The sequence below is a fragment of the Stenotrophomonas sp. SrG genome, assembly GCF_050031795.1.
Taxonomy (GTDB): Bacteria; Pseudomonadota; Gammaproteobacteria; order Xanthomonadales; family Xanthomonadaceae; genus Stenotrophomonas; species Stenotrophomonas rhizophila_A.
This window is the reverse complement of record NZ_JBNBBE010000022.1, coordinates 14,238-33,901: the sequence shown is the minus strand read 5'-3', so window position 1 is coordinate 33,901 and position 19,664 is coordinate 14,238. Positions and strand designations below refer to the sequence as shown.

The 19,664-nt window shown below is 68.3% G+C and carries 18 protein-coding genes; 14 read left to right on the top strand and 4 right to left on the bottom strand.

The features are described 5' to 3' along the window. Window positions 1-168 precede the first annotated feature (168 nt). From ACQG3P_RS17275 to pcaC, 12 genes are all read left to right on the top strand, one after another. Window positions 169-1,671: a right-handed parallel beta-helix repeat-containing protein gene (locus tag ACQG3P_RS17275; RefSeq protein ID WP_426805741.1), complete on the top strand. Its 1,503-nt coding sequence runs from the start codon at window positions 169-171 to the stop codon at window positions 1,669-1,671. Window positions 1,672-1,693: 22 nt separating this feature from the next. Further along, window positions 1,694-2,989, top strand: a complete 1,296-nt coding sequence (locus ACQG3P_RS17270) for a carbohydrate porin (RefSeq protein WP_426805740.1) — start codon at window positions 1,694-1,696, stop codon at window positions 2,987-2,989. Window positions 2,990-3,024: 35 nt separating this feature from the next. After that, window positions 3,025-3,879 (top strand): type I 3-dehydroquinate dehydratase, encoded by an 855-nt coding sequence (gene aroD, locus ACQG3P_RS17265; protein ID WP_426805739.1) that lies wholly within the window; start codon window positions 3,025-3,027, stop codon window positions 3,877-3,879. A 43-nt stretch (window positions 3,880-3,922) separates the two neighbouring features. Further along, window positions 3,923-5,242 carry an MFS transporter gene (locus ACQG3P_RS17260; RefSeq protein ID WP_426805738.1) on the top strand — a complete coding sequence of 440 codons (1,320 nt, stop codon included), beginning with the start codon at window positions 3,923-3,925 and terminating at the stop codon, window positions 5,240-5,242. Window positions 5,243-5,382: 140 nt separating this feature from the next. Continuing rightward, window positions 5,383-6,072, top strand: a complete 690-nt coding sequence (locus ACQG3P_RS17255) for a 3-oxoacid CoA-transferase subunit A (protein WP_426805737.1) — start codon at window positions 5,383-5,385, stop codon at window positions 6,070-6,072. Beyond that, window positions 6,069-6,716 (top strand): 3-oxoacid CoA-transferase subunit B, encoded by a 648-nt coding sequence (locus ACQG3P_RS17250; protein WP_426805736.1) that lies wholly within the window; start codon window positions 6,069-6,071, stop codon window positions 6,714-6,716. The genes ACQG3P_RS17255 and ACQG3P_RS17250 overlap by 4 nt, the downstream gene beginning before the upstream one ends. A 7-nt stretch (window positions 6,717-6,723) precedes the next feature. Then, on the top strand, window positions 6,724-7,932 hold the full coding sequence (pcaF, locus tag ACQG3P_RS17245; RefSeq protein WP_426805752.1) for a 3-oxoadipyl-CoA thiolase: 1,209 nt from the start codon (window positions 6,724-6,726) through the stop codon (window positions 7,930-7,932). 106 nt (window positions 7,933-8,038) lie between these two features. Beyond that, complete coding sequence (gene pcaH / locus ACQG3P_RS17240) at window positions 8,039-8,749, top strand: protocatechuate 3,4-dioxygenase subunit beta (protein ID WP_426805735.1); 711 nt, start codon at window positions 8,039-8,041, stop codon at window positions 8,747-8,749. A 4-nt stretch (window positions 8,750-8,753) separates the two neighbouring features. Further along, window positions 8,754-9,317 carry a protocatechuate 3,4-dioxygenase subunit alpha gene (pcaG, locus tag ACQG3P_RS17235; protein WP_426805734.1) on the top strand — a complete coding sequence of 188 codons (564 nt, stop codon included), beginning with the start codon at window positions 8,754-8,756 and terminating at the stop codon, window positions 9,315-9,317. A 68-nt stretch (window positions 9,318-9,385) separates the two neighbouring features. Continuing rightward, window positions 9,386-10,729 carry a 3-carboxy-cis,cis-muconate cycloisomerase gene (locus tag ACQG3P_RS17230; protein WP_426805733.1) on the top strand — a complete coding sequence of 448 codons (1,344 nt, stop codon included), beginning with the start codon at window positions 9,386-9,388 and terminating at the stop codon, window positions 10,727-10,729. Window positions 10,730-10,750: 21 nt separating this feature from the next. Continuing rightward, a complete protein-coding gene (gene pcaD, locus ACQG3P_RS17225; RefSeq protein WP_426805732.1) occupies window positions 10,751-11,527 on the top strand; it encodes a 3-oxoadipate enol-lactonase in 777 nt (258 codons plus the stop codon). An 18-nt stretch (window positions 11,528-11,545) separates the two neighbouring features. Then, the gene (pcaC, locus tag ACQG3P_RS17220; protein ID WP_426805731.1) at window positions 11,546-11,929 is read left to right on the top strand and encodes a 4-carboxymuconolactone decarboxylase; all 384 of its coding nucleotides are present in this window, start codon (window positions 11,546-11,548) and stop codon (window positions 11,927-11,929) included. A 27-nt stretch (window positions 11,930-11,956) separates the two neighbouring features. Here pcaC and ACQG3P_RS17215 read toward each other — a convergent pair whose 3' ends face one another. Beyond that, a complete protein-coding gene (locus tag ACQG3P_RS17215; protein ID WP_426805730.1) occupies window positions 11,957-12,811 on the bottom strand; it encodes an IclR family transcriptional regulator domain-containing protein in 855 nt (284 codons plus the stop codon). Window positions 12,812-12,910: 99 nt separating this feature from the next. Continuing rightward, window positions 12,911-15,334 (bottom strand): membrane-bound PQQ-dependent dehydrogenase, glucose/quinate/shikimate family, encoded by a 2,424-nt coding sequence (locus tag ACQG3P_RS17210; RefSeq protein WP_426805729.1) that lies wholly within the window; start codon window positions 15,332-15,334, stop codon window positions 12,911-12,913. A 292-nt stretch (window positions 15,335-15,626) separates the two neighbouring features. On the opposite strand from ACQG3P_RS17210, the gene ACQG3P_RS17205 reads away from it, so the two are divergent. After that, window positions 15,627-16,163 carry an adenine phosphoribosyltransferase gene (locus tag ACQG3P_RS17205; RefSeq protein ID WP_426805728.1) on the top strand — a complete coding sequence of 179 codons (537 nt, stop codon included), beginning with the start codon at window positions 15,627-15,629 and terminating at the stop codon, window positions 16,161-16,163. On the opposite strand, the gene dbpA is transcribed toward ACQG3P_RS17205, so the two are convergent. Together dbpA and ACQG3P_RS17195 are read right to left on the bottom strand one after the other, a co-directional pair. After that, window positions 16,164-17,540, bottom strand: a complete 1,377-nt coding sequence (gene dbpA / locus ACQG3P_RS17200) for an ATP-dependent RNA helicase DbpA (RefSeq protein ID WP_068851234.1) — start codon at window positions 17,538-17,540, stop codon at window positions 16,164-16,166. A 16-nt stretch (window positions 17,541-17,556) separates the two neighbouring features. Beyond that, entirely contained in the window at window positions 17,557-18,621 is a 1,065-nt protein-coding gene (locus ACQG3P_RS17195; protein WP_426805727.1) for a YeiH family protein, read from the bottom strand. A 114-nt stretch (window positions 18,622-18,735) separates the two neighbouring features. Here ACQG3P_RS17195 and ACQG3P_RS17190 point away from each other — a divergent pair, with 114 nt between their 5' ends. Next, on the top strand, window positions 18,736-19,638 hold the full coding sequence (locus tag ACQG3P_RS17190; RefSeq protein WP_426805726.1) for a LysR family transcriptional regulator: 903 nt from the start codon (window positions 18,736-18,738) through the stop codon (window positions 19,636-19,638). Window positions 19,639-19,664 lie beyond the last annotated feature (26 nt).

Sequence of the window (19,664 nt, the reverse complement as noted above, 5' to 3'; positions counted from 1 at the left end):
TCGCACGCGTAGTCGATAACCGCACTTGAATGGTGCGGTGCGATAAACCTACTTTCGTTCCTGTTCCACGCGATCCACCCCTGACGGGCGAGGGCAGCGCCAACACGGTGCTGAAGTCAGGTGCAGGGGAGACCGCCGGATTTCCCTTCCCCTGCGCGGAGTGCTGGCATGCGCTGTCGTCTGTACGATCTTTCCCTGTCCCTGTTTGCCGTGTTCCCGTCGCTGGCGCTTGCGTATCAGGCCGAGCCGCCGCGCGAGGCGCTGCAGCTGCTGCGCGTGGACCGCTACGCCGACGACGCCAATCCCGGCTCGCTTCGCTGGGCGATCACCACCGCCAACCAGGCGCCGGGCCGCTACCGCATCGAGATCGCCGCTGTGGGCGATGCGCCTTATGTGATCCGCCCGTCCTCGCCGTTGCCGGAAATCATCGGGCCGGTGCAGCTCGTGGGTGCGCCCTGGGCCAGCGAAGGAAATTTCGTGGCGATCGATGGCGCCGGCTACGTGCCCAGCACCGGCACCGATGCCTGCCCGGGTGCAGAACCGGGACAGTCCGGTACCAATGTCCGCACCACCACGCTGCCGGGCCTGGTCCTGCGCGATACCCGGGGCGTGGAACTGGTCGGGCTTGAGATCCGCAACTTCTGCATCGGAGTCCTGCTCAATCGCACCCGCGACAGTGAGATCCACGACAACCGCATCGTCGCCAACAAGGGCGGCGCCGGCATCATGCTCACCGGCGACGATGGCAAGGGCCAGTCCACCGCCACCACCACCGTCCACAACCGCATCGTCCGCAATGTGTTCCTGGACAATGGCGACGGCCTGGAACTGACGCGTGGCGCGGCATGGAACCTGGTGGCCGACAACGTGTTCCAGTCGACCCCGGCCAACCCGGAGCCGTCTCAGGGGATCGAGATCCTGTGGGGCAACGACAACACGGTGGTGCGCAACCGCTTCCTCGACTATTCCGATGGCCTTCAGATCAACTGGGGCAATCGCAACTACATCGGGGCCAACACGTTCAGCGGCAACTCGATCGGCGTGAGCGTCACCGGCAGCGGCAACGTCGTCGATGGCAACATCATCCAGGGCAATGGCATCGGCATCGCCGTGCGGCCGCAGCCGATCAGCGCGCCGAACCGGTTCAGCGCCAACCAGATCAGCGGCAATGTCCTGCCGATCACCCGTTGCGAAGCGGGTGGTGCCTGCGCCGACGGGCAGCCGCGAGGTGCCATTGTGTTCGGCGTTCCCGGCCTGGAGCACGCCGGTTTCGTCGGCTCGCGCGGTCGCGGGGTCGACGCCGATCCGGCCAAGCGCGCACGCATCTGCGGCGGTGCGGACGCCACTGATTGCCAACCTGTCCCCAACCTCGGCCAAGCCGCACCCCGCCTGCAGGCCGTGCAGGGTCACGGCGCGGCGCGGACCGTCAGCGGGACCTTCAGCGGCGTGCCCGCACAGCGCTACCTGCTGGAGGTCTTCGGCAACCGTGCCGCGCGCGGCAACGAGGCTGAGCGCCTGCTCGGGACGCTGGCCGCCGTCACCGATGCGAACGGGCAGGGCAGCTTCACCCTTGAGCTTCCAGACACCGCCGACATCACCACGCTGACTGCCACGGCGACCTCTGCCCAGGGCGCCACGTCGCCGCTGAGCGCGCCGCTGCCGCTGCGCTGACTTTCCGATCACGAGAGAACCGATGGGTATTCCACACCGCACTTCCCTGGCCGCGATCATTGCCGGCACGATGCTGCTTCCTGCCGTGGCGTGCGCGCAGGCCGCCAACCGTTACACCGGCAACACCCTGACCGGTGACTGGAGCGGCACGCGCACCGATCTTGCCGACCGCGGCGTGACCTTCCGTGGCGATTACGTGGGTGAGGCAATGGGCGTACTCGACGGGGGCTATGGCGAGACCGGCGCGCGCTACGCACAGCAGCTGCGCGTGGGCATGGACCTGGACATGGGGCGGTTGGCTGGCTGGGAGGGCGGCATGTTCCATTTCACTCTCAACGACCGGCGCGGCAACAGCACCTCGGCTGATCTGGTGGGCAACCGCTTCCCCATCCAGGAAGCGTACGGTGGCCAGTACACCCGGCTTACCGAGCTGAGCTATGACCAGACGTTCAACGCCGGGCAGTCCTATTTCAAGCTGGGCTTCTACGCGATGGGCAACCAGTTCGGCCTGCACAGCCTGCTGACCCATTTCGTCAACGCGGCGTTCTGCGCGCACCCGCTGGCGATGTCCGGCAACAGTGGCTGGTACAACTATCCGACTGCGCGCTGGGGCGGTGAAGTGGCCCAGCAGGTGAGTCCGGCGCTGAACGTGCGCACTGGCTGGTTCCAGGTCAATCCAAACCTCGGCGGCAACATCGAACGCAATGCGTTCCGTCCGTTCGTCTCGGGCACCACCGGTTCGCTGATTCCCCTCGAGATGACCTGGACACCGGACAAGGGCGGCGCCCGCCCAGGGGTGTACAAGTTCGGCGGCTACTACGACACGTCGCGGGTGAACCAGCGTGGGCTCGATACCTCGCCCACCACCGGCCGCCACGGCGTGTACCTGCTTGCCGAGCAGCGCCTCACCCGCGAGACCGGCGACCCTCAGCGCGGCCTCACCGGCTTCGCGCAGTACATGGTCTCCGACACCGACACCGCGCAGATCCGCCGCTGGTATGCGCTGGGCGGTGTTTACCAGGGCATTGGTCCGCGCCCGCAGGACAGCATTGCGCTGGGCTACGTCGGCGCGGACATCAACCGCCGACTGATCGATGCGCGCCGCGCAGATCTTGCCGGGATGGGCGTGCCTGCCGATTCGCCGCTGTACAACCTCAGCCAGGCCGAGGAGCTGTTCGAACTCTCCTACAGCGTCCAGGTCAATCCGTGGCTGATGATCCGCCCCGACCTGCAGTACATCGTCAATCCCGGCACGTTCGCCTACACCCGCACCGACAACGCGTGGGCGTTCGGTGTGCAGGCCAAGGTGATCTTCTGATTCACCGTCTTCTTCTCTCAACCGTGGTGACCCGCATGCGCGTGCTGACTCCCTTCATGATCGCCGCCGTCCTCGGCAGTGCCGCCGCCGTGGCACAGGCCGCGCCCACTGTTGCGGTGACCCCGTTGCAGGTCGGCGCGCTGCGCATTGGCGAGGGTGCTCCGCGCACCATCGTGCCGATCACCGGCGCCATCGCCGAGCAGGCCCTGCAGCAGGCTACCGCCATCGCCGCCAGCCACGCCACGGACCTGGCCGAGTGGCGCATCGACTACCTGGACATCGCCACCGACGCCAAGGCACTGGTCGCGCTGGGCCAGCGCATCGAACGCACGCTGGGTGGCAAGCCGATGATCGTCACGTTCCGCACCAAGGCAGAGGGTGGCAGCAAGGCAATCAGCGATGCCGACTACGGCGCATTGAATGCGGCGCTGCTGCGCGGCGGCTTCGCGCAGCTGGTGGACGTGGAAATGTTCCGCGACCCGGCGGTGGTGGCAGCGCTGGTTGCACAGGCGCACCAGGCCGGGGTCAAGGTGGTGATGTCCAGCCATGATTTCCACGCCACCCCGGCGCGCGAGGAAATCGTTGCGCGGCTGCTGCGCCAGGAGGCGCTCGGGGCCGACGTACTGAAGATCGCGGTGATGCCGCACGACGCCGGCGACGTACTGACGCTGCTCGATGCCACTTGGCAGGTGCGCCAGCGCAGCAGCAAGCCGCTGCTGACCATGTCGATGGGCGGAACCGGCGTGGTCTCGCGCCTGGCCGGCGAGACCTTCGGCCAGGCGATGACCTTCGGCATGATCGGCACGCCGTCCGCGCCGGGTCAGGTCGAGGTCGAACAGCTGCAGTCGGTACTCGGGGTCATCCACGCCTCCAGCCAAGTCGGCCGTTGAAACCCCCGCGGCTTTTCCGCACCACCTCGTCGCAGGACCTGTCATGACCCACGCTTCCGCCGCCGCCTCGCCGCTCGTGCTTGAACGCATGAGTCCCTTCCAGTGGACCGCCATTGCCGTCTGCGTGCTGCTGAACATGCTCGACGGTTTCGACGTGATGGTGATGGCGTTCACGGCCCCGCACGTGTCAACCGCATGGGCGCTGTCGGGCAAGGTGCTGGGGATCATGCTGAGCGCCGGGCTGGTGGGCATGGCAATGGGATCGTTCCTGCTGGCTCCGCTGGCCGATCGCTGGGGCCGGCGGCCCATGATCATGTGCTGCCTGGTGATCCTGACGCTGGGCATGTCGCTGTCCGCACTTGCGGCCAATGCCTGGCAGCTGGGGGTACTGCGGGTGTTCACCGGCATCGGCATCGGCGGCATGCTGGCCGGGGTAGGGGTGATCTCTGCCGAGTACGCCAATGCGAAATGGCGCAGCACCGCCGTGGCGCTGCAGGCCACCGGCTACCCGATCGGCGCCACGCTGGGTGGCCTGCTGGCGGCATGGATGCTGAAGCACTTCAGCTGGCATAGCGTGTTCCTGGTCGGTGCCGGGGCATCGCTGCTGTGCATCCCGCTGGTGCTCGCGTGCCTGCCTGAATCGCTGGATTTCCTGGTCGCGCGGCGCCCGCGCAATGCGTTGCCACGGCTGAACGCGCTGCTCCAGCGCATGCACATGCCGACACTGCAGGCGCTGCCCATCGCGGCACCGCGCGATCGCCGGCGCAGCGGCTATGCGGCGCTGTTCGTCGGCGACCTGCGGCGCGTCTCGATCCTGATCGCGGTGGCGTTCTTCCTGCACATGTTCGCGTTCTACTTCGTGCTGAGCTGGACGCCGAAGCTGCTGGTGTCGGCCGGCGTATCGGCCCAGCAGGGCATCACCGGTGGCGTGCTGCTCAACCTGGGTGGAATTGTCGGCGGCAGCCTGTTCGGTTGGTTCGCCTCGCGCTGGGCGCTGTCGCGGTTGACCGGTGCCAGCCTGCTGCTGGCGATGCTGGCGATGCTGGTCTTCGCTGGCTTCAACACCGACCTGGGCATCGCGTTCCCCGTTGCCTTCGTGATCGGCGCGGCGTTGTTCGGGGGGATGGCAGGGCTGTACGCGGCGGCGCCGGTGGTCTTTGCCGCCGACGTACGCACGACCGGGCTGGGTTGGGCGATCGGTATCGGCCGGGTCGGCGCCATCCTGTCGCCGCTCAGCGTGGGTCTGCTGGTGGACGCCGGCTGGTCCGCTGCAGGGCTGTACGTGCTGTGTGCATTGCCGCTGGCACTGGCGGCATGGGCGTGCATGGGCCTGCGGGTCGGCATTGGTCAGGCGCGAACGTAGGAGGTTCGACGAGACGTGCGATTATCGAACCATGTATCCGATTATCGGATTGACGTTGGAGGGCCCGGTGCCCACCATGGTCGGGTCCGGATTTCCAATGTGCGTCGCCGGGCCGTCCGGGCCCGGCAAGGAGCAATGCAGTGATCGACAAGATCGTGGCCAGCGCTGAAGCAGCGGTAGCCGACATCCACGACGGGGCAACGGTGATGATCGGCGGGTTCGGTACCGCCGGCATGCCCGATGAACTGATCGATGCCCTCATCGCGCAGGGCGCGAGCGGGCTGACCGTGATCAACAACAATGCCGGCAACGGCGATGCTGGGCTGGCCGCGCTGATCCGCCACGGCCGGGTCCGCCGCATCGTCTGTTCGTTCCCGCGCCAGGCCGATTCGCAGCATTTCGACGCGGCCTACCGCGCCGGTGAGATCGAGCTGGAACTGGTGCCGCAGGGCAACCTTGCCGCGCGCATCCACGCGGCCGGCTCGGGACTCGGCGCGATCTTCACTCCCACCGGCTACGGCACCGAGTTGGCGCACGGCAAGGAAACGCGCGAGATCGACGGCCGCCATTATGTGCTCGAGTATCCGCTGCATGCTGATTTCGCGCTGATCAAGGCCGATCGGGGCGACCGCTGGGGCAACCTGGTGTATCGCAAGACCGCCCGCAACTTCGGCCCGCTGATGGCGATGGCCGCGCGCTGCGCGATCGTGCAGGTGCGCGAGGTGGTGGCGCTGGGAGAGCTTGATCCCGAAGCGGTGGTGACCCCCGGCATCTTCGTGCAGCGCGTGGTCGAACGTGCCGATGGTGCCGCTGCTGGAGCGCACGCATGAACCGCCTGAGTCGTGAACAGCTTGCCGCGCGCGTCGCGCGCGATATCCCCGAGGGCGCCTACGTGAACCTGGGCATCGGCCTGCCGACGACGGTTGCCAACTTCCTGCCCGCCGACAAGGAGATCTTCCTGCAATCGGAGAATGGTCTGCTCGGGATGGGGCCGGCACCGGCGCCGGACGCCGAGGACCCCGACCTGATCAATGCCGGCAAGCAGCCGGTGACGCTGCTCACCGGCGGCTGCTATTTCCACCACGCCGATTCGTTCGCGATGATGCGCGGCGGCCATTTGGACATCTGCGTGCTCGGAGCCTTCCAGGTCTCGGCGCAGGGCGACCTGGCCAACTGGAGCACCGGCGCCGCCGACGCGATTCCGGCCGTAGGCGGGGCGATGGACCTGGCCATCGGGGCCAAGCAGGTGTTCGTGATGATGGACCTGCTGACCCGGCAGGGCGAAAGCAAACTGGTGGCCGAATGCAGCTACCCCTTGACCGGCCTGCGCTGCGTCTCGCGCGTGTATACCGACGTGGCGGTGTTCGACCTGGGCAAGGACGGCGCACGCGTGCGCGAGATGGTCGAAGGGGTCACCCTGGACCAGCTGCGCGAACTGACCGGCCTGCCGCTTCAGTTGCTTGAGGAAACCTGACATGCACCTGCACGAGACGTACCTCATCGACGGCATCCGCACGCCGATCGGCCGTTACGGCGGCGCGCTGTCGGGCGTCCGCGCCGACGACCTCGGTGCGATTCCGCTCAAGGCGCTGCTCGCGCGACACCCGCAGCTCGATCCGGCGCGGATTGACGAGGTGTACCTGGGCTGCGCCAACCAGGCCGGCGAAGACAACCGCAATGTGGCCCGCATGAGCCTGCTGCTGGCCGGCCTGCCGGTGACGGTGCCTGGCAGTACCGTCAACCGCCTGTGCGGCTCGGGCTTGGACGCCATCGGTACGGTGGCCCGTGGTATTGCCGCCGGCGAGCTTGGCCTGGCCATTGCAGGTGGCGTCGAGTCGATGTCGCGCGCGCCGCTGGTCATGGGCAAGGCGGCCACGCCGTTCGCGCGCGACCAGTTGCTGGAAGATACGACCATGGGCTGGCGTTTCATCAACCCACGGCTGCGTGAGCTGCACGGCGTGGAAACGATGGGCCAGACGGCGGAAAACGTGGCCGAACGCCATGAGATCTCCCGAGCCGACCAGGATGCCTTTGCGCTGCGCAGCCAGCAGCGCGCCGCCGCCGCGCAGGCACGCGGTTTCTTCGAAGGCGAGATCGTCGCGGTCGACGTGCCCGGCCGCAAACGCGGCGAGACCCTGACAGTGGACCGCGATGAACATCCGCGCGCGGACACCACGCTGGAGGCGTTGGGCCGGTTGAAGCCGTTGTTCCGCGATCCGGGTACCGTGACGGCAGGCAACGCGTCGGGCATCAATGACGGCGCGGCAGCCCTGATGCTGGCGTCCGGCGCGCAGGTGCAGGCACTGGGACTTACCCCGCGTGCTCGCATTCTGGGCTTTGCCAGCGCAGGGGTCGAGCCGGGGCTGATGGGCATGGGCCCGGTGCCGGCCACCCGCAAACTGATGGCGCGGCTGGGGCTGTCGATCAACGACTTCGACGCGATCGAACTCAACGAGGCGTTCGCATCGCAGGGACTGGCGTGCCTGCGCCAACTCGGCCTGGCCGACGATGCGGCGCACGTCAACGTCAATGGCGGCGCCATCGCCCTCGGGCACCCCTTGGGCATGAGTGGCGCGCGCATTGCGCTCACGCTGCTGCGCCAGCTGGAGGCCAGTGGCGGTCGCCGTGGCCTGGCGACCATGTGCATCGGGGTAGGGCAGGGCGTGGCCCTGGCCATCGAGCGCGTGTGAGCCGCCCCCGCCTTCTTTCCATTCACGGCGGCTGCCACGCCCGCGTGGCAGCGTGCCGGTGCACGTCAGCCGCGGCCGCAGGGTCGCCCGCCATCTGGAGTACGCCATGAGCGATCCCACCGACCTGCGCGGTTACCGCAGGCCCTACCCCGGCAGCCAGCCGGCGCGCATCCACCTGCCGTATGCGTCCACCCGCCTGCGTGGTCCCAGCCGCGATCCGATCCACATTCCTGCTACGTTGTCGGAAGTAACCGGACCGACCCTGGACCGGCTGACGCTGGGTCCACATGCGGCCGACCTCACCGCGGGCTTCCCGGGCCAGCCGCTGGGCGAGCGCATCGTGGTCAGCGGCCGGGTGCTTGACGAGAACGGACGCCCGGTCCGCAACAGCATCGTCGAGGTGTGGCAGTGCAATGCCGCCGGCCGTTATCTGCACAAGGGCGACCAGCACGATGCACCGCTGGACCCGAACTTCAAGGGTACCGGCCAGGTCCTTACCGACCAGGAAGGCCGCTACCGCTTCACCACCATCAAGCCGGGCGCCTATCCATGGCGCAACCACTACAACGCGTGGCGGCCGGCGCATATCCATTTTTCCCTGCATGGCGACGGCATCGGCCAGCGCCTGGTCACGCAGATGTACTTCCCCGGCGATCCGCTGCTGGAGTACGACCCCATCTACAACTGCGTGGATGACCCCAAGGCGCGCGCCCGCATGGTGTCCTCGTTCGACTGGGAAAACACCGCCAACGAATTCGCGCTCGGCTACCGTTTCGACATCGTGTTGCGCGGTCGCAAGATGACTGTGTGGGAGTAACCAGATGAGTTTCCAATCCACTCCGTGGCAGACCGTGGGCCCTTATTACCGGCTGGGCCTGGAACCGTTGTACCGGGTCGAGATTGCACCGGCCGCCGCTCTGGGCGAACGCATCGAGGTGCGCGGCCAGGTGTTCGACGGCGTTGGCGTGCCGGTCTCCGATGCCGTGCTGGAGATCTGGCAGGCGGACGCGCAGGGCATCTACGCCCATCACGAAGACCCGCAGCATGCGCAGCACGACCCCGCATTCCAGGGTTGGGGACGGGTGCCGACCGACGCACAGGGCGGGTTCTGCTTCACCACCGTGAAGCCTGGCCGCGTGCCAGGCCCACGTGGCGAACCGCAGGCACCGCATCTGATGGTGCTGGTGTTCATGCGCGGCCTGCTGCGCGCGGCGAGTGCGAGACTGTATTTCAGAGATTCGCCGGACAACGTCAGCGACCCGATCCTGGCGCAGGTGCCGGCGGCGCGACGCGACACGCTGCTTGCGCACCCCACCGGCATGGGCCAGTACCGCTGGGACGTGCACATGCAGGGTGACCAGGAAACGGTGTTCTTCGACTATTGAGGACTGCGTCCACGCCCGGTTCTGCCGGGTGCGGATAAGCTGTTCCCACTCTGGATGGAAGCTGGTTGATGCGCGATTCCCATGCCCTGCTAGGTAGCCTGTTCGGCGATCCCGAGGTGGACGCCTTGTTCACCGATGCGGCGCGGCTGCAGGCGATGCTGGATGTCGAAGCCGCGCTGGCGCGCGCGCAGGCGCTTTGCGGGGTGATCCCGGCCGAGGCGCTGGCGCCGATCCAGGCCGCTTGCAAAGCCGAGCTGTACTCGATGGATGCACTGGCCGCCGGTACGGCGCTGGGCGGCAATCCGGCCATTCCGTTGGTCAAGGCGCTCACTGCGACGGTCAGGCAGCACGACGCCGATGCCGCGCGTTGGGTGCATTGGGGCGCGACCAGCCAGGACATCATCGACAGCGGCGCGGTCCTGCAGCTGCGCGCCGCGCTGGACCATGTGCAGGCACGTGTGCAGGTGTTGTGCGCCGCGTTGGCCGGGCTGGCCGATGCCGAGCGCGGCACCGGGTTGCCTGGGCGCACGTTGCTGCAGCAGGCGGTGCCGGTAACCTTCGGACTTAAGGCGGCCGGTTGGCTGGACGCGCTGCAGCGCAGCCAGCGACGTCTGCAGGCGCTGCGGAGCGACACATTGGTGCTGCAGTTTGGCGGCGCTGCCGGAACGCTGGCCTCGCTGCAGACGCGCGGGCTGGAGGTGGCTGAGGCGCTGGCTGCGGAGCTGCAGCTGCCGGTGCCGGCGCTGCCTTGGCACGCCTCGCGCGACCGTATTGCGGAACTGGGCAGTGCCTTCGCGTTACTGACCGGCACGCTGGGCAAGATCGCCACCGACATCGTGCTGTTGATGCAGTCCGAAGTGGCCGAGGCGTTCGAGCCGACTGCAGAAGGCAAGGGCGGCTCATCGGCGATGCCGCACAAGCGCAACCCGGTTGGCTGCGTGGCGGCCATCGCGGCGGCCACGCGTGTTCCCGGGCTGCTCTCCACTCTGTTCGCGGCGATGCCGCAGCCCCATGAGCGTGCGGCCGGACAGTGGCATGCCGAATGGGAAACCGTTCCGGAGATCGTGCGCCTGTGTGCCGGCAGCCTGGCCCAGGTCAGCTTGGTGGTGCAGGGGCTGCAGCTGGATCGTGCGCGCATGCTGGCCCATCTGGACAGCCACGGCGGCCTGCTCTACGCCGAGGCGGTGGCCGTGACCCTGGCCGAGACACTGGGCAAGTCCGCCGCGCATGCGCTGGTGGAAGACGCATCGCGCGGCGCGCTGGCCGGATCGCGGCATCTGCGCGAGGTGCTGCAGGAAATGCCCGAGGTCACCGCGGAGCTTTCCGCCGCGCAACTGCAGGCCTTGTTCGCACCGGACAGCTGGCTCGGCATGACCGATGCCTGGATCGACCGCGTGCTGGCGCGCCGTTGACCCTTTCACCTGGAGCACTGCATGGCCTTTCTCGCACTTGACCAGCATCGCCTTCATTACCGCGTCGACGGTCCAGGCGATGCGCCGTGGCTGACGTTCTGCAACTCGCTCGGCACCGACCTGAGCATGTGGCACCCGCAGGTCGAGGCATTGTCGGCACACTTCCGGATCCTGCGCTACGACTGCCGCGGCCATGGTCTGTCCACTGCACCGCCGGGACCCTACGATATGACGGCACTGGGCGCCGATGTTATCGCGCTGTGGGACCATCTGGGCGTGCAGCGCAGCCACTTCTGTGGTCTTTCCATCGGCGGGTTGACCGGACAATGGCTGGGGATCAACGCGGGCGATCGCCTGCAGACGCTGACGGTTGCCGCCACCGCTGCGAAGATCGGCACGCCCGAAAACTGGCAGGCGCGCATCGCCCAGGTCGAGCAGGGTGGACTGGCGCCCCTGCGGGCCGGCACCGCCGAACGCTGGTTCACGCCTTCGTTTGCTGCGACCCACGGCGTGCTCATCGACGACATCCTGCAACGCTTCGAGTCCACCTCGCTGGCGGGTTACATGGGCTGCTGCAATGCCGTGGGTACGGCGGACTTCCGCGACCAGCTCGACCGCATCACGGTGCCTACGCTGGCCGTGGCCGGTGCCGACGACCCGGTATGCCCGCCGGCCGACCTGCAGCAGATTGCCGTGGGCGTCTCGCACGGCAGTACGGTAGCCGTTGCGGGCCGGCACATCTGCAATCTCGAATCCCCTGCGGCGTTCACCGCCGCGCTTGTCGCGCACCTGCGCTGATCACCGGAGTCCCCGAGCATGGACGAGAAAGAACGTTACGAAGCCGGCCTGTCGGTCCGCCGCGAGGTGCTGGGCGATGCCCACGTCGAGCGCTCGCTGCAGGCCCGCACCGAGTTCACCGCCGAGTTCCAGGAGTTCATCACCCGCACCGCCTGGGGCACGGTATGGACGCGCGATGGCCTGCCGCGCCACACGCGCTCTTTGTTGACCATCGTGATGATGGTGGCGCTGGGCCACGATGAGGAGTTCAAGCTGCACATCCGTGCGGCCCGCAACAACGGGGTTACTCCGCAGGAAATCAAGGAAGCACTGCTGCAGGCCGCCATCTACTGTGGGGTGCCCGCGGCCAACCACGCCTTCGCGCTGGCCCGGCCGATCCTCGAAGAACAACAGGGCGGGTGAGGCCGGGCGTGGCCCGGCGCCGCGCCCTCACTGCAGCAGCGTACCCAGCCGTTGTGCTGCGTCGCGCAGGCGGGGCAGCAATTGAGACTGCATCGCGCCCAGGCTGATGCGCCCGGCCTGGGTGCCGATATTCAGCGCCGCGATCACCTCGCCACTGCGCGCGCGCACCGGTACCGCGATCGAGCGCAGGCCGATTTCCAGCTCCTGGTCGACCAGCGACACCTCGTCCCGGCGCACGCGTTCAAGTGTTTCCTGGAACTCATCCATGCGGGTAATGGTGCGCTGGGTACGCGGCCGCAGCGGGTTGCGTTCCAGGTAGTTCTCCAGGGTGTCGTGCGGCAGCGCCGCGAGCAGGATGCGTCCCATCGAGGTGCAGTAGGCGGGCAGACGGCTGCCGGCGCGCAGGCCGATCGACATGATCCGCACGGTTTCGGCACGCGCCACGTACAGTACGTCGTCGCCATCCAGCACACCCAGCGAGCAGGATTCGTGCAGGTCGTCGCGCAGCGCATCGAGGACCGGTTGTGCGGCGGCGGTCATGGACGATGATGCCACGTACGCCCCGCCCATGCCGAGCACGCGCGGCAGCAGCACGAAGCCGCGACCCTGTTCGCCCACGTAGCCCAGTTTCTCCAGCGTGTAGAGCACGCGGCGCACGGCCGCGCGTGAGATCCCGGTCTCGCTGCTGATCTGCGCCATCGTGACTTCGCGCGGATGCTGCGAGAACACACTCAGCACCACCAGCCCACGGCCGAGCGAGGTCATGAAATCCGGGTCGCCCTGGTTGTCCTGGATCAGCTGCATCAGCTCGTGGCTGAGGCCGCGATCCTGCGGTGGGGCAGGAGCACGCTTGGTGCGTCGGCTGGGAGGTGAGGCGGGCATGGCGATGTTTCGTACTCGGTGACCGTGCATGGTAAGGGCTGCACGCGGCGAAACGAAGCCGGGTGCGCCGCGGCCAGGTGGCCGCGGCGCAGTCAGGCCTCAGTGCGCGGACGGCAGCGCGTAGGCGATCACGTAATCACCACGATCCGGCGACTGGCGCGCACCGCCGGCAGAGATCACCACGTACTGGCGACCGCTGTTGGGGGAGACGTAGGTAATCGGGGTGCCCTGGCTGCCCACTGGCATGCGTGCCTTCCACACTTCTTCGCCGCTGCGGCTGTCGTAGGCGCGCAGGTAGTAGTCCTGGGTGCCGGCGAAGAACAGCAGGCCGGACTGGGTGGCCAGCGAACCGCCCAGCGTCGGCATGCCGATCGGAATCGGCAGGCCCATCTTGATGCCCAGCGGCCCGGTGTCCTTCACCGTGCCCACCGGCACCTGCCAGACCAGCTGGTGGGTGGCCAGGTTGATCGCCGACAGCGTGCCGAACGGTGGTTTCTGGCAGGGAATGCCGAGCTTGGACAGGAAGCGGTCGCGCAGCGAGCCATACGGCGTACCGGTCTGCGAAGCGGCACCCATTTCAACGCCACCGGCACCAGCGGTCATCTGTGCGCGAGGAATCAGCCGCGTCCACAGGCCCAGGCGCATGTCGTTGACGAAGAGATAGCCAGTGGTGGGATCGAGCGATGCGCTGCCCCAGTTCATGCCGCCCAGCGAGCCGGGCCACTGCAGCGCCAGATCCTCGCCCGGCGGCGTGAACATGCCGTCGTAGCGCATCTGCTTGAACTGGATGCGGCACAGCATCTGGTCGATCGGCGTCGCGCCCCACATGTCCGATTCGGTCAGGGTCTGCGCACCAATCTGCGGCAGCCCCACCGACAGACGCTGGGTGGGCGAGTAGCGTTCGCCCTCCGCGCTGCCCCGCGGCGCCTCGATGTCACGCACCTCGGTGATCGGCACGCCGGTGACGCGGTTGAGCATGAACACCTGGCCGGCTTTGGTCACCTGCAGCAGTGCAGGCAGGGTGCCGCCCTTGCCGTCCGGAACATCGGTGAGGGTCGGCTGCGCCGGCAGGTCGTAGTCCCACAGGTCGTGGTGAACGGTCTGATAGACCCAGCGCTCCTTGCCGGTGGCCACGTCCAGCGCAACAACCGCCGAGCTGTATTTGTCGTCCTGCGGCGTGCGCTGGCCCGCCCATTGGTCCGGCGTGGTGTTGCCGGTGGGGAGGTAGACCAGGCCCAGTTGCGCATCGTAGGCCATCGACGTCCACACATTCGGCGTGGCGCGGGTGTAGTGGACCGACGCGTCCAGCGGCACGTCCGGGGTTTCCTTCGACAGATCCCATACCCAGGTCAGCGCGCCGGTGCGCACGTTGTAGGCACGCACCACGCCCGAGGGCTCGTCCACCTCGATGTTGTCGGCCACGCGGCCGCCCACGATCACCAGCTCGCCGGCCACCAGTGGAGCAGCGGTCAGAGTGAAGAAGCCGGGCTTGATCTCGCCCATGCCGATCTTCAGGTCGACCACGCCGTTGTCGCCGAAGTCGGGGCAGGGCGCGCCGGTGGCGGCATCGAGCGCAAACAGGCGGGCATCGATGGAGGTCATCAGCAGGCGCCGGGCGCACACCGCCGGTGCGGCAGGGGCGCTGGCCGCGGCCGGATCAACCGGTGTCGGTGCAGCCACGGTCGGCACGCCGACCTGCGGCAGGCTGGCGTCGAAGTAGCCCAGGCCGCGGCAGCGCTGCCAGTTCGGCGCGGTGGCCTTGGGATCAAATGACCAGCGCTGCTGGCCGGTGTCGGCGTTGATCGCCACCACGTGGTTGTGCGGGGTGCACACGTACAGCGTGTCACCGATCTGCAAAGGGGTGTTCTGGTCTTCGGCACCGAAGCCGTCGCTCTGCGGCACATCGCCGGTATGAGCGGTCCAGGCCACCTGGAGCTGTGCGACATTGGCCGGGGTGATCTGGTCAAGCGCGGCGAAACGGGTGCCGGCGGTGGTATTGCCCCAATGCATCCAGTCGCGCTGTTCGCTGCCCTTGGCGACCGGCACCACGGCCGGACGCGGGCCACTGGCGGCCACTACCGGGCGTGGTTGGAATGCCGCGAATGCAGTGCCAAACAGTCCAAGCAACAGTACGGCCGCCACTCCGTATGCGCCACGGCCGGCAGGTTGGCTGCGGCCACGGCGCAGCACCGGCCAGGCCAGCGCGACCAGCAACGCCAGCACGGCGGGCATGACCAGTCGCGACACCAGCGGCCAGAACTCGAGCCCGACATCGACCAGCGCCCATGCCACCGTAGCCAGGAAGGCCACCCCGTACAGCACCGCGCCCATCGCGCGCCGCGCCAACAGCAGGGCGCCGGCCGCGCCGGTGGCCGCGCCCATCAAGAGGAAGTACCAACTGCCGCCCAGTTGCGCCAAGCGGAACCCGCCGACCAGCAGGACAAGGCCGACCAGCAGAACCAGGATGCCGAGCAGGACCACCAGGAAGCGGCCCAGGGCCGGGTGTTTTGCGTTGTTGTCCACGTTGCATGAACCTCTACAGGAAAACCCCGCGAAAAATGCAGGGCAGGCCCGCGCGCGCCAGGCGTGGCGGGGACCGGTGGCCGGCATATCCCGGTCCCGCGCTGCTGCTGCGGGGCGCCCCGAACCTTAATGGAGGTGGGAGAGCGGCCTGTTGAGGGCGATTATCGCACCGATGTGCGAATTACGGGAGGGTCCGGAGCGTCATGCGTGAAACGCTGCGGCGCGCGGTCCGCACGCCGCGTCGCCGGGCCATAGCGTTTACCCTATGCCACCCTCTGGTTGCACACTTCCCATGACCGACTCTTCCTCCACCCCCGCTTGGGCGCACCGCCTGCGCGACGTCGCTGATTTCCCCAAGCCGGGCATCCTGTTCAAGGACATCATGCCGCTGCTGGCCGATGGCGATGATTTCGCCGCCGCCATCGATGCGATGGTCGCGCCGTGGCGCGAGGCACGGCTGGATGCGGTGATGGGGATCGAGTCGCGCGGCTTCATCCTCGGCGCGGCGATGGCCCGCGTACTGGGCGTGGGCTTCGTGCCCGTGCGCAAGCCGGGCAAGCTGCCCGGTCGCACGCTGAAGCAGGACTACACGCTGGAATACCGCACCGACAGCATCGAAGTGCATGCCGATGCATTGCCGCCGGGCGCGCGCGTGCTGGTGGTGGACGATGTGCTCGCCACCGGTGGCACGCTGCTGGCCGCGCTGTCGCTGGCCAGGCAGCTGCAGGTCGAGGTGCTCGGCGCCGCCGTGCTGGTCGAACTGGCCGGCCTCGGCGGCCGCGAACGCTGGACCAGCGATGTGCCGCTGGTCGCGAACCTGGTGTACTGATTACATCTTCCGCACGCGGAAACGCCGGCCCTTGATCTTGCCCGCTTCCAGGCGGGCGATGGCCTTGCCCACGTGTTCGCGGGCGATCGCCACGTAGGAACGGGTGGCGTAGATGTCGATCTTGCCGATCACCTTGGCCGACAGCCCGGCATCGCCGGTCAATGCACCCAGGATGTCGCCGGGACGCAGCTTGTCGGTCTTGCCGCCGTCGATGCGCAGCGTTTCCATCGCCGCCTGCGGCAGTACCGCCGGGCGCGCGGTGGCCAGCGGGGTCTTCTGCCAGTCCAGCGGCTTGCCCTGCGCCGCTTCCAGCGCATCGGCGCGGTTGCGTTCGCGGTGGGTCACCAGGCTGATCGCCAGCCCGGTGGCGCCGGCGCGGCCGGTGCGGCCCACGCGGTGTTCGTAGGTTTCAATGTCGGTGGGCAGCTCGTAATTGATCACCGCCGCCAGGTCCTGCACGTCCAGCCCGCGCGCGGCCACGTCGCTGGCCACCAGCACGTTGCAGCTGCGGTTGGCGAAGCGCACCAGTACTTCGTCACGGTCGCGCTGTTCCATTTCGCCATGCAGCGGCAACGCGGAGAAGCCGAACTGCTGCAGCGATACGGCCACGTCATCCACGTCGCGGCGGGTGTTGCAGAACACCACGGTCGATTCCGGCGTGTACTTCAGCAGCAGGCCGGCCAGTGCCTTCTGCTTGCTGGCCAGGTCCACTTCGCAGAACAGGTGGCGGATCGCCGGGGCGTGGTCGGCGCCTTCCACGGTCACCTCCACCGGATCGCGCAGCAGCACGCGCGCGATCTCGCGGATCTCGTCGGGGTAGGTGGCCGAGAACAGCAGCGTCTGGCGGTCCTTGCTGGTGCGTCCGGCGATTTCGCGGATCGGTTCTTCAAAGCCCATGTCGAGCATGCGGTCGGCTTCGTCCAGCACCAGCGTGGTCACCCCGCCCAGCTTCAGGGCGCGCTTGCGGCCCAGTTCCTGGATGCGGCCGGGCGTGCCGACCACCACGTGCGGGTCGTGCGCTTCCAGCGACGCCAGCTGCGGCGCCAGCGGCATGCCGCCGGTCAGCACCACCAGCTTGAGGTTGGGAATGCCGGTGGCCAGCTTGCGGATCTGCTTGCCGACCTGGTCGGCCAGTTCGCGGGTGGGGCACAGCACCAGCGCCTGCGCGCGGATCACCGCCGGGTCCAGCGCCTGCAGCAGCCCCAGTCCGAAGGCCGCGGTCTTGCCGCTGCCGGTGGGCGCCTGGGCGATCAGGTCGCGACGGGCGAGGATGGCGGGCAGCGCCTGCGCCTGCACGGGAGTCATCTGGGTATAGCCCAGCGCGTCGATGCCCGCCGCCAGCGAGGCCGACAGGGGCAGTTCGGAGAATTCGTTCATGCCACATTCTACCCGCTCAGCCGATCAGCCAGTGAACCGCCAGGTTGATCCCCAACCCACCAACGAGCAGCCATGCAAACAGCAGCAGCGCCAGCAGCAGTGGCTTCGGCCCCGCCCGGCGCAGGGCGGACACGTGGGTGGTCAGGCCCAGCGCGGCCATCGCCATGGCCAGCAGCACGGTATCCAGGTCGATGGCCGCGCCGACCACGGCGGGCGGCAGCAGGTGCAGCGAGTTGATGCCCGCCACCGCCACGAAACCGAACGCAAACCAGGGCACCACGATCTTCGCCCGCGCCGCGCCGGGCTGCGTCGCATGGCCGCGGGCCAGCAGCAGCGACAGCGCCACCAGGAACGGGGCCAGCATCATCACGCGCACCATCTTGGCGATCACGGCGGTATCGGCGGCGCCTTCGCTGACCGCGCGCCCGGCCGCCACCACCTGGGCCACTTCATGCACCGTCGAGCCGGTGAACACCCCATAGGCCTGTTCACCCAGCGCCAGCCAGGCGTGTTCCAGGTTCAGCTGGTACAGCGCCGGATACAGGAACATTGCCAGCGTGCCGAACACCACCACGGTCGACACCGCCACGGTGGCCTGTTCGGCGCGGCCGCGTACCACCGGCGCCGCGGCCATCACCGCGGCCGCTCCGCAGATGGCGCTGCCGGCGCCGATCAGCATCGCGGTATCGCGGTCGATCCCCAGCCAGCGGGTGCCGGCCCACCACGCCAGCCCGAAGGTGCTGGTCAGTACCAGTGCGTCCATCAGCACGCCGCCTGCGCCGACCTGGCCGATGTCCTGGAAGGTCAGGCGCATGCCGTACAGGACGATGCCGGCGCGCAGCAGCCAGTGCTTGGCGAAGCCCACACCGTCTGCCGACGATGCCGCCAGGTGCGGGTACACGGTGTTGCCCAGTGCGATGCCCAGCACGATGGCCAGGGTGAGTGCACTGATGCCGTGCGCCTCCAGCCATGGCACGGAGGACAGGCCGATGCCCGCCGCCGCCAGGATGGCGGTCAGCAGCAGGCCGGGCAGCCGGCTGCGCCAGCGTTGGAATGCACCCGGGGTGGGGGCGCTCGCCATTGAAATGCTCACGGTTCGCTCTCGTCGAAACAGGGCTACAGCGTGCGCTTGACCATTCAACTGGTAAAACGCATTGTTTGTGTCGAATCAACCGATAAAGAAGGTTAATCCACGATGCGTCTGACGCTGCGCCAATGGCAGGTTTTCGTGAGCGTGGCCGATGCCGGATCCACCGCTGCGGCCGGCGCCCAGCTCCAGCTGTCGCAGTCGGCCACCAGCGCCGCCCTCAACGAACTGGAGGGGCAGCTTCCCGCACCGCTGTTTGACCGGATCGGGCGCCGGCTGGTGCTCAATGCCACCGGGCGCGCGCTGCTGGACCCGGCCCGCGCGCTGCTGGTGGCGGCGAGGGAGCTGGAACAGCAGGCGGGGGCAGGGCAGTCGCACGCGGCCGGCACGCTGGCCCTGCAGTTGCGGATAGGCGCGAGCACCACCATCGGCAATTACCTGCTGCCGACCCGGGTGGCTTCGTTGCTGGCGGCCAATCCGCAGGCCCAGGTGGACCTGCGGATCGGCAACAGCGCCGACGTGGTGGCGGCGGTGCAGCGGTTGGAGGTCGACCTGGGTGTGATCGAAGGACCGTGCCACGAAAGCGGCCTGGAGGTGCTGCCCTGGCAGCGCGATGCCCTGGTCATCGTGGCGGCGGCCGCCTCGCCGTTGCCGGATGCGGTGGATGTCGCGTCACTGGCCGCGGCGCGCTGGCTGCTGCGCGAGCCCGGTTCGGGCACCCGCGAGGCGGTTGAACAGGCCCTGCTGCCGCACCTGCACCACTTCGGGCGCGCCATGCAGCTGGGCAGCACCGAGGCGATAAAGCAGGCGGCGGCTGCGGGACTGGGCCTGGCCTGCCTGTCGCGGCACGCGGTGGCCGACCTGGTCGCGCTGGGCAGCCTGCGGGTCCTGCAGACCCCGCTGCCGCCCCTGTCGCGTCAGCTGTGGGTGGTGCGCCACCCGGGCAAGCGGGTGCCGGCGGAACTGGCCACGCTGCTGGGACTGCCGGCATCCGCTTTTGCGTACGGCTGAGCGACGCCGCAGGCCGCCAGCCCGTA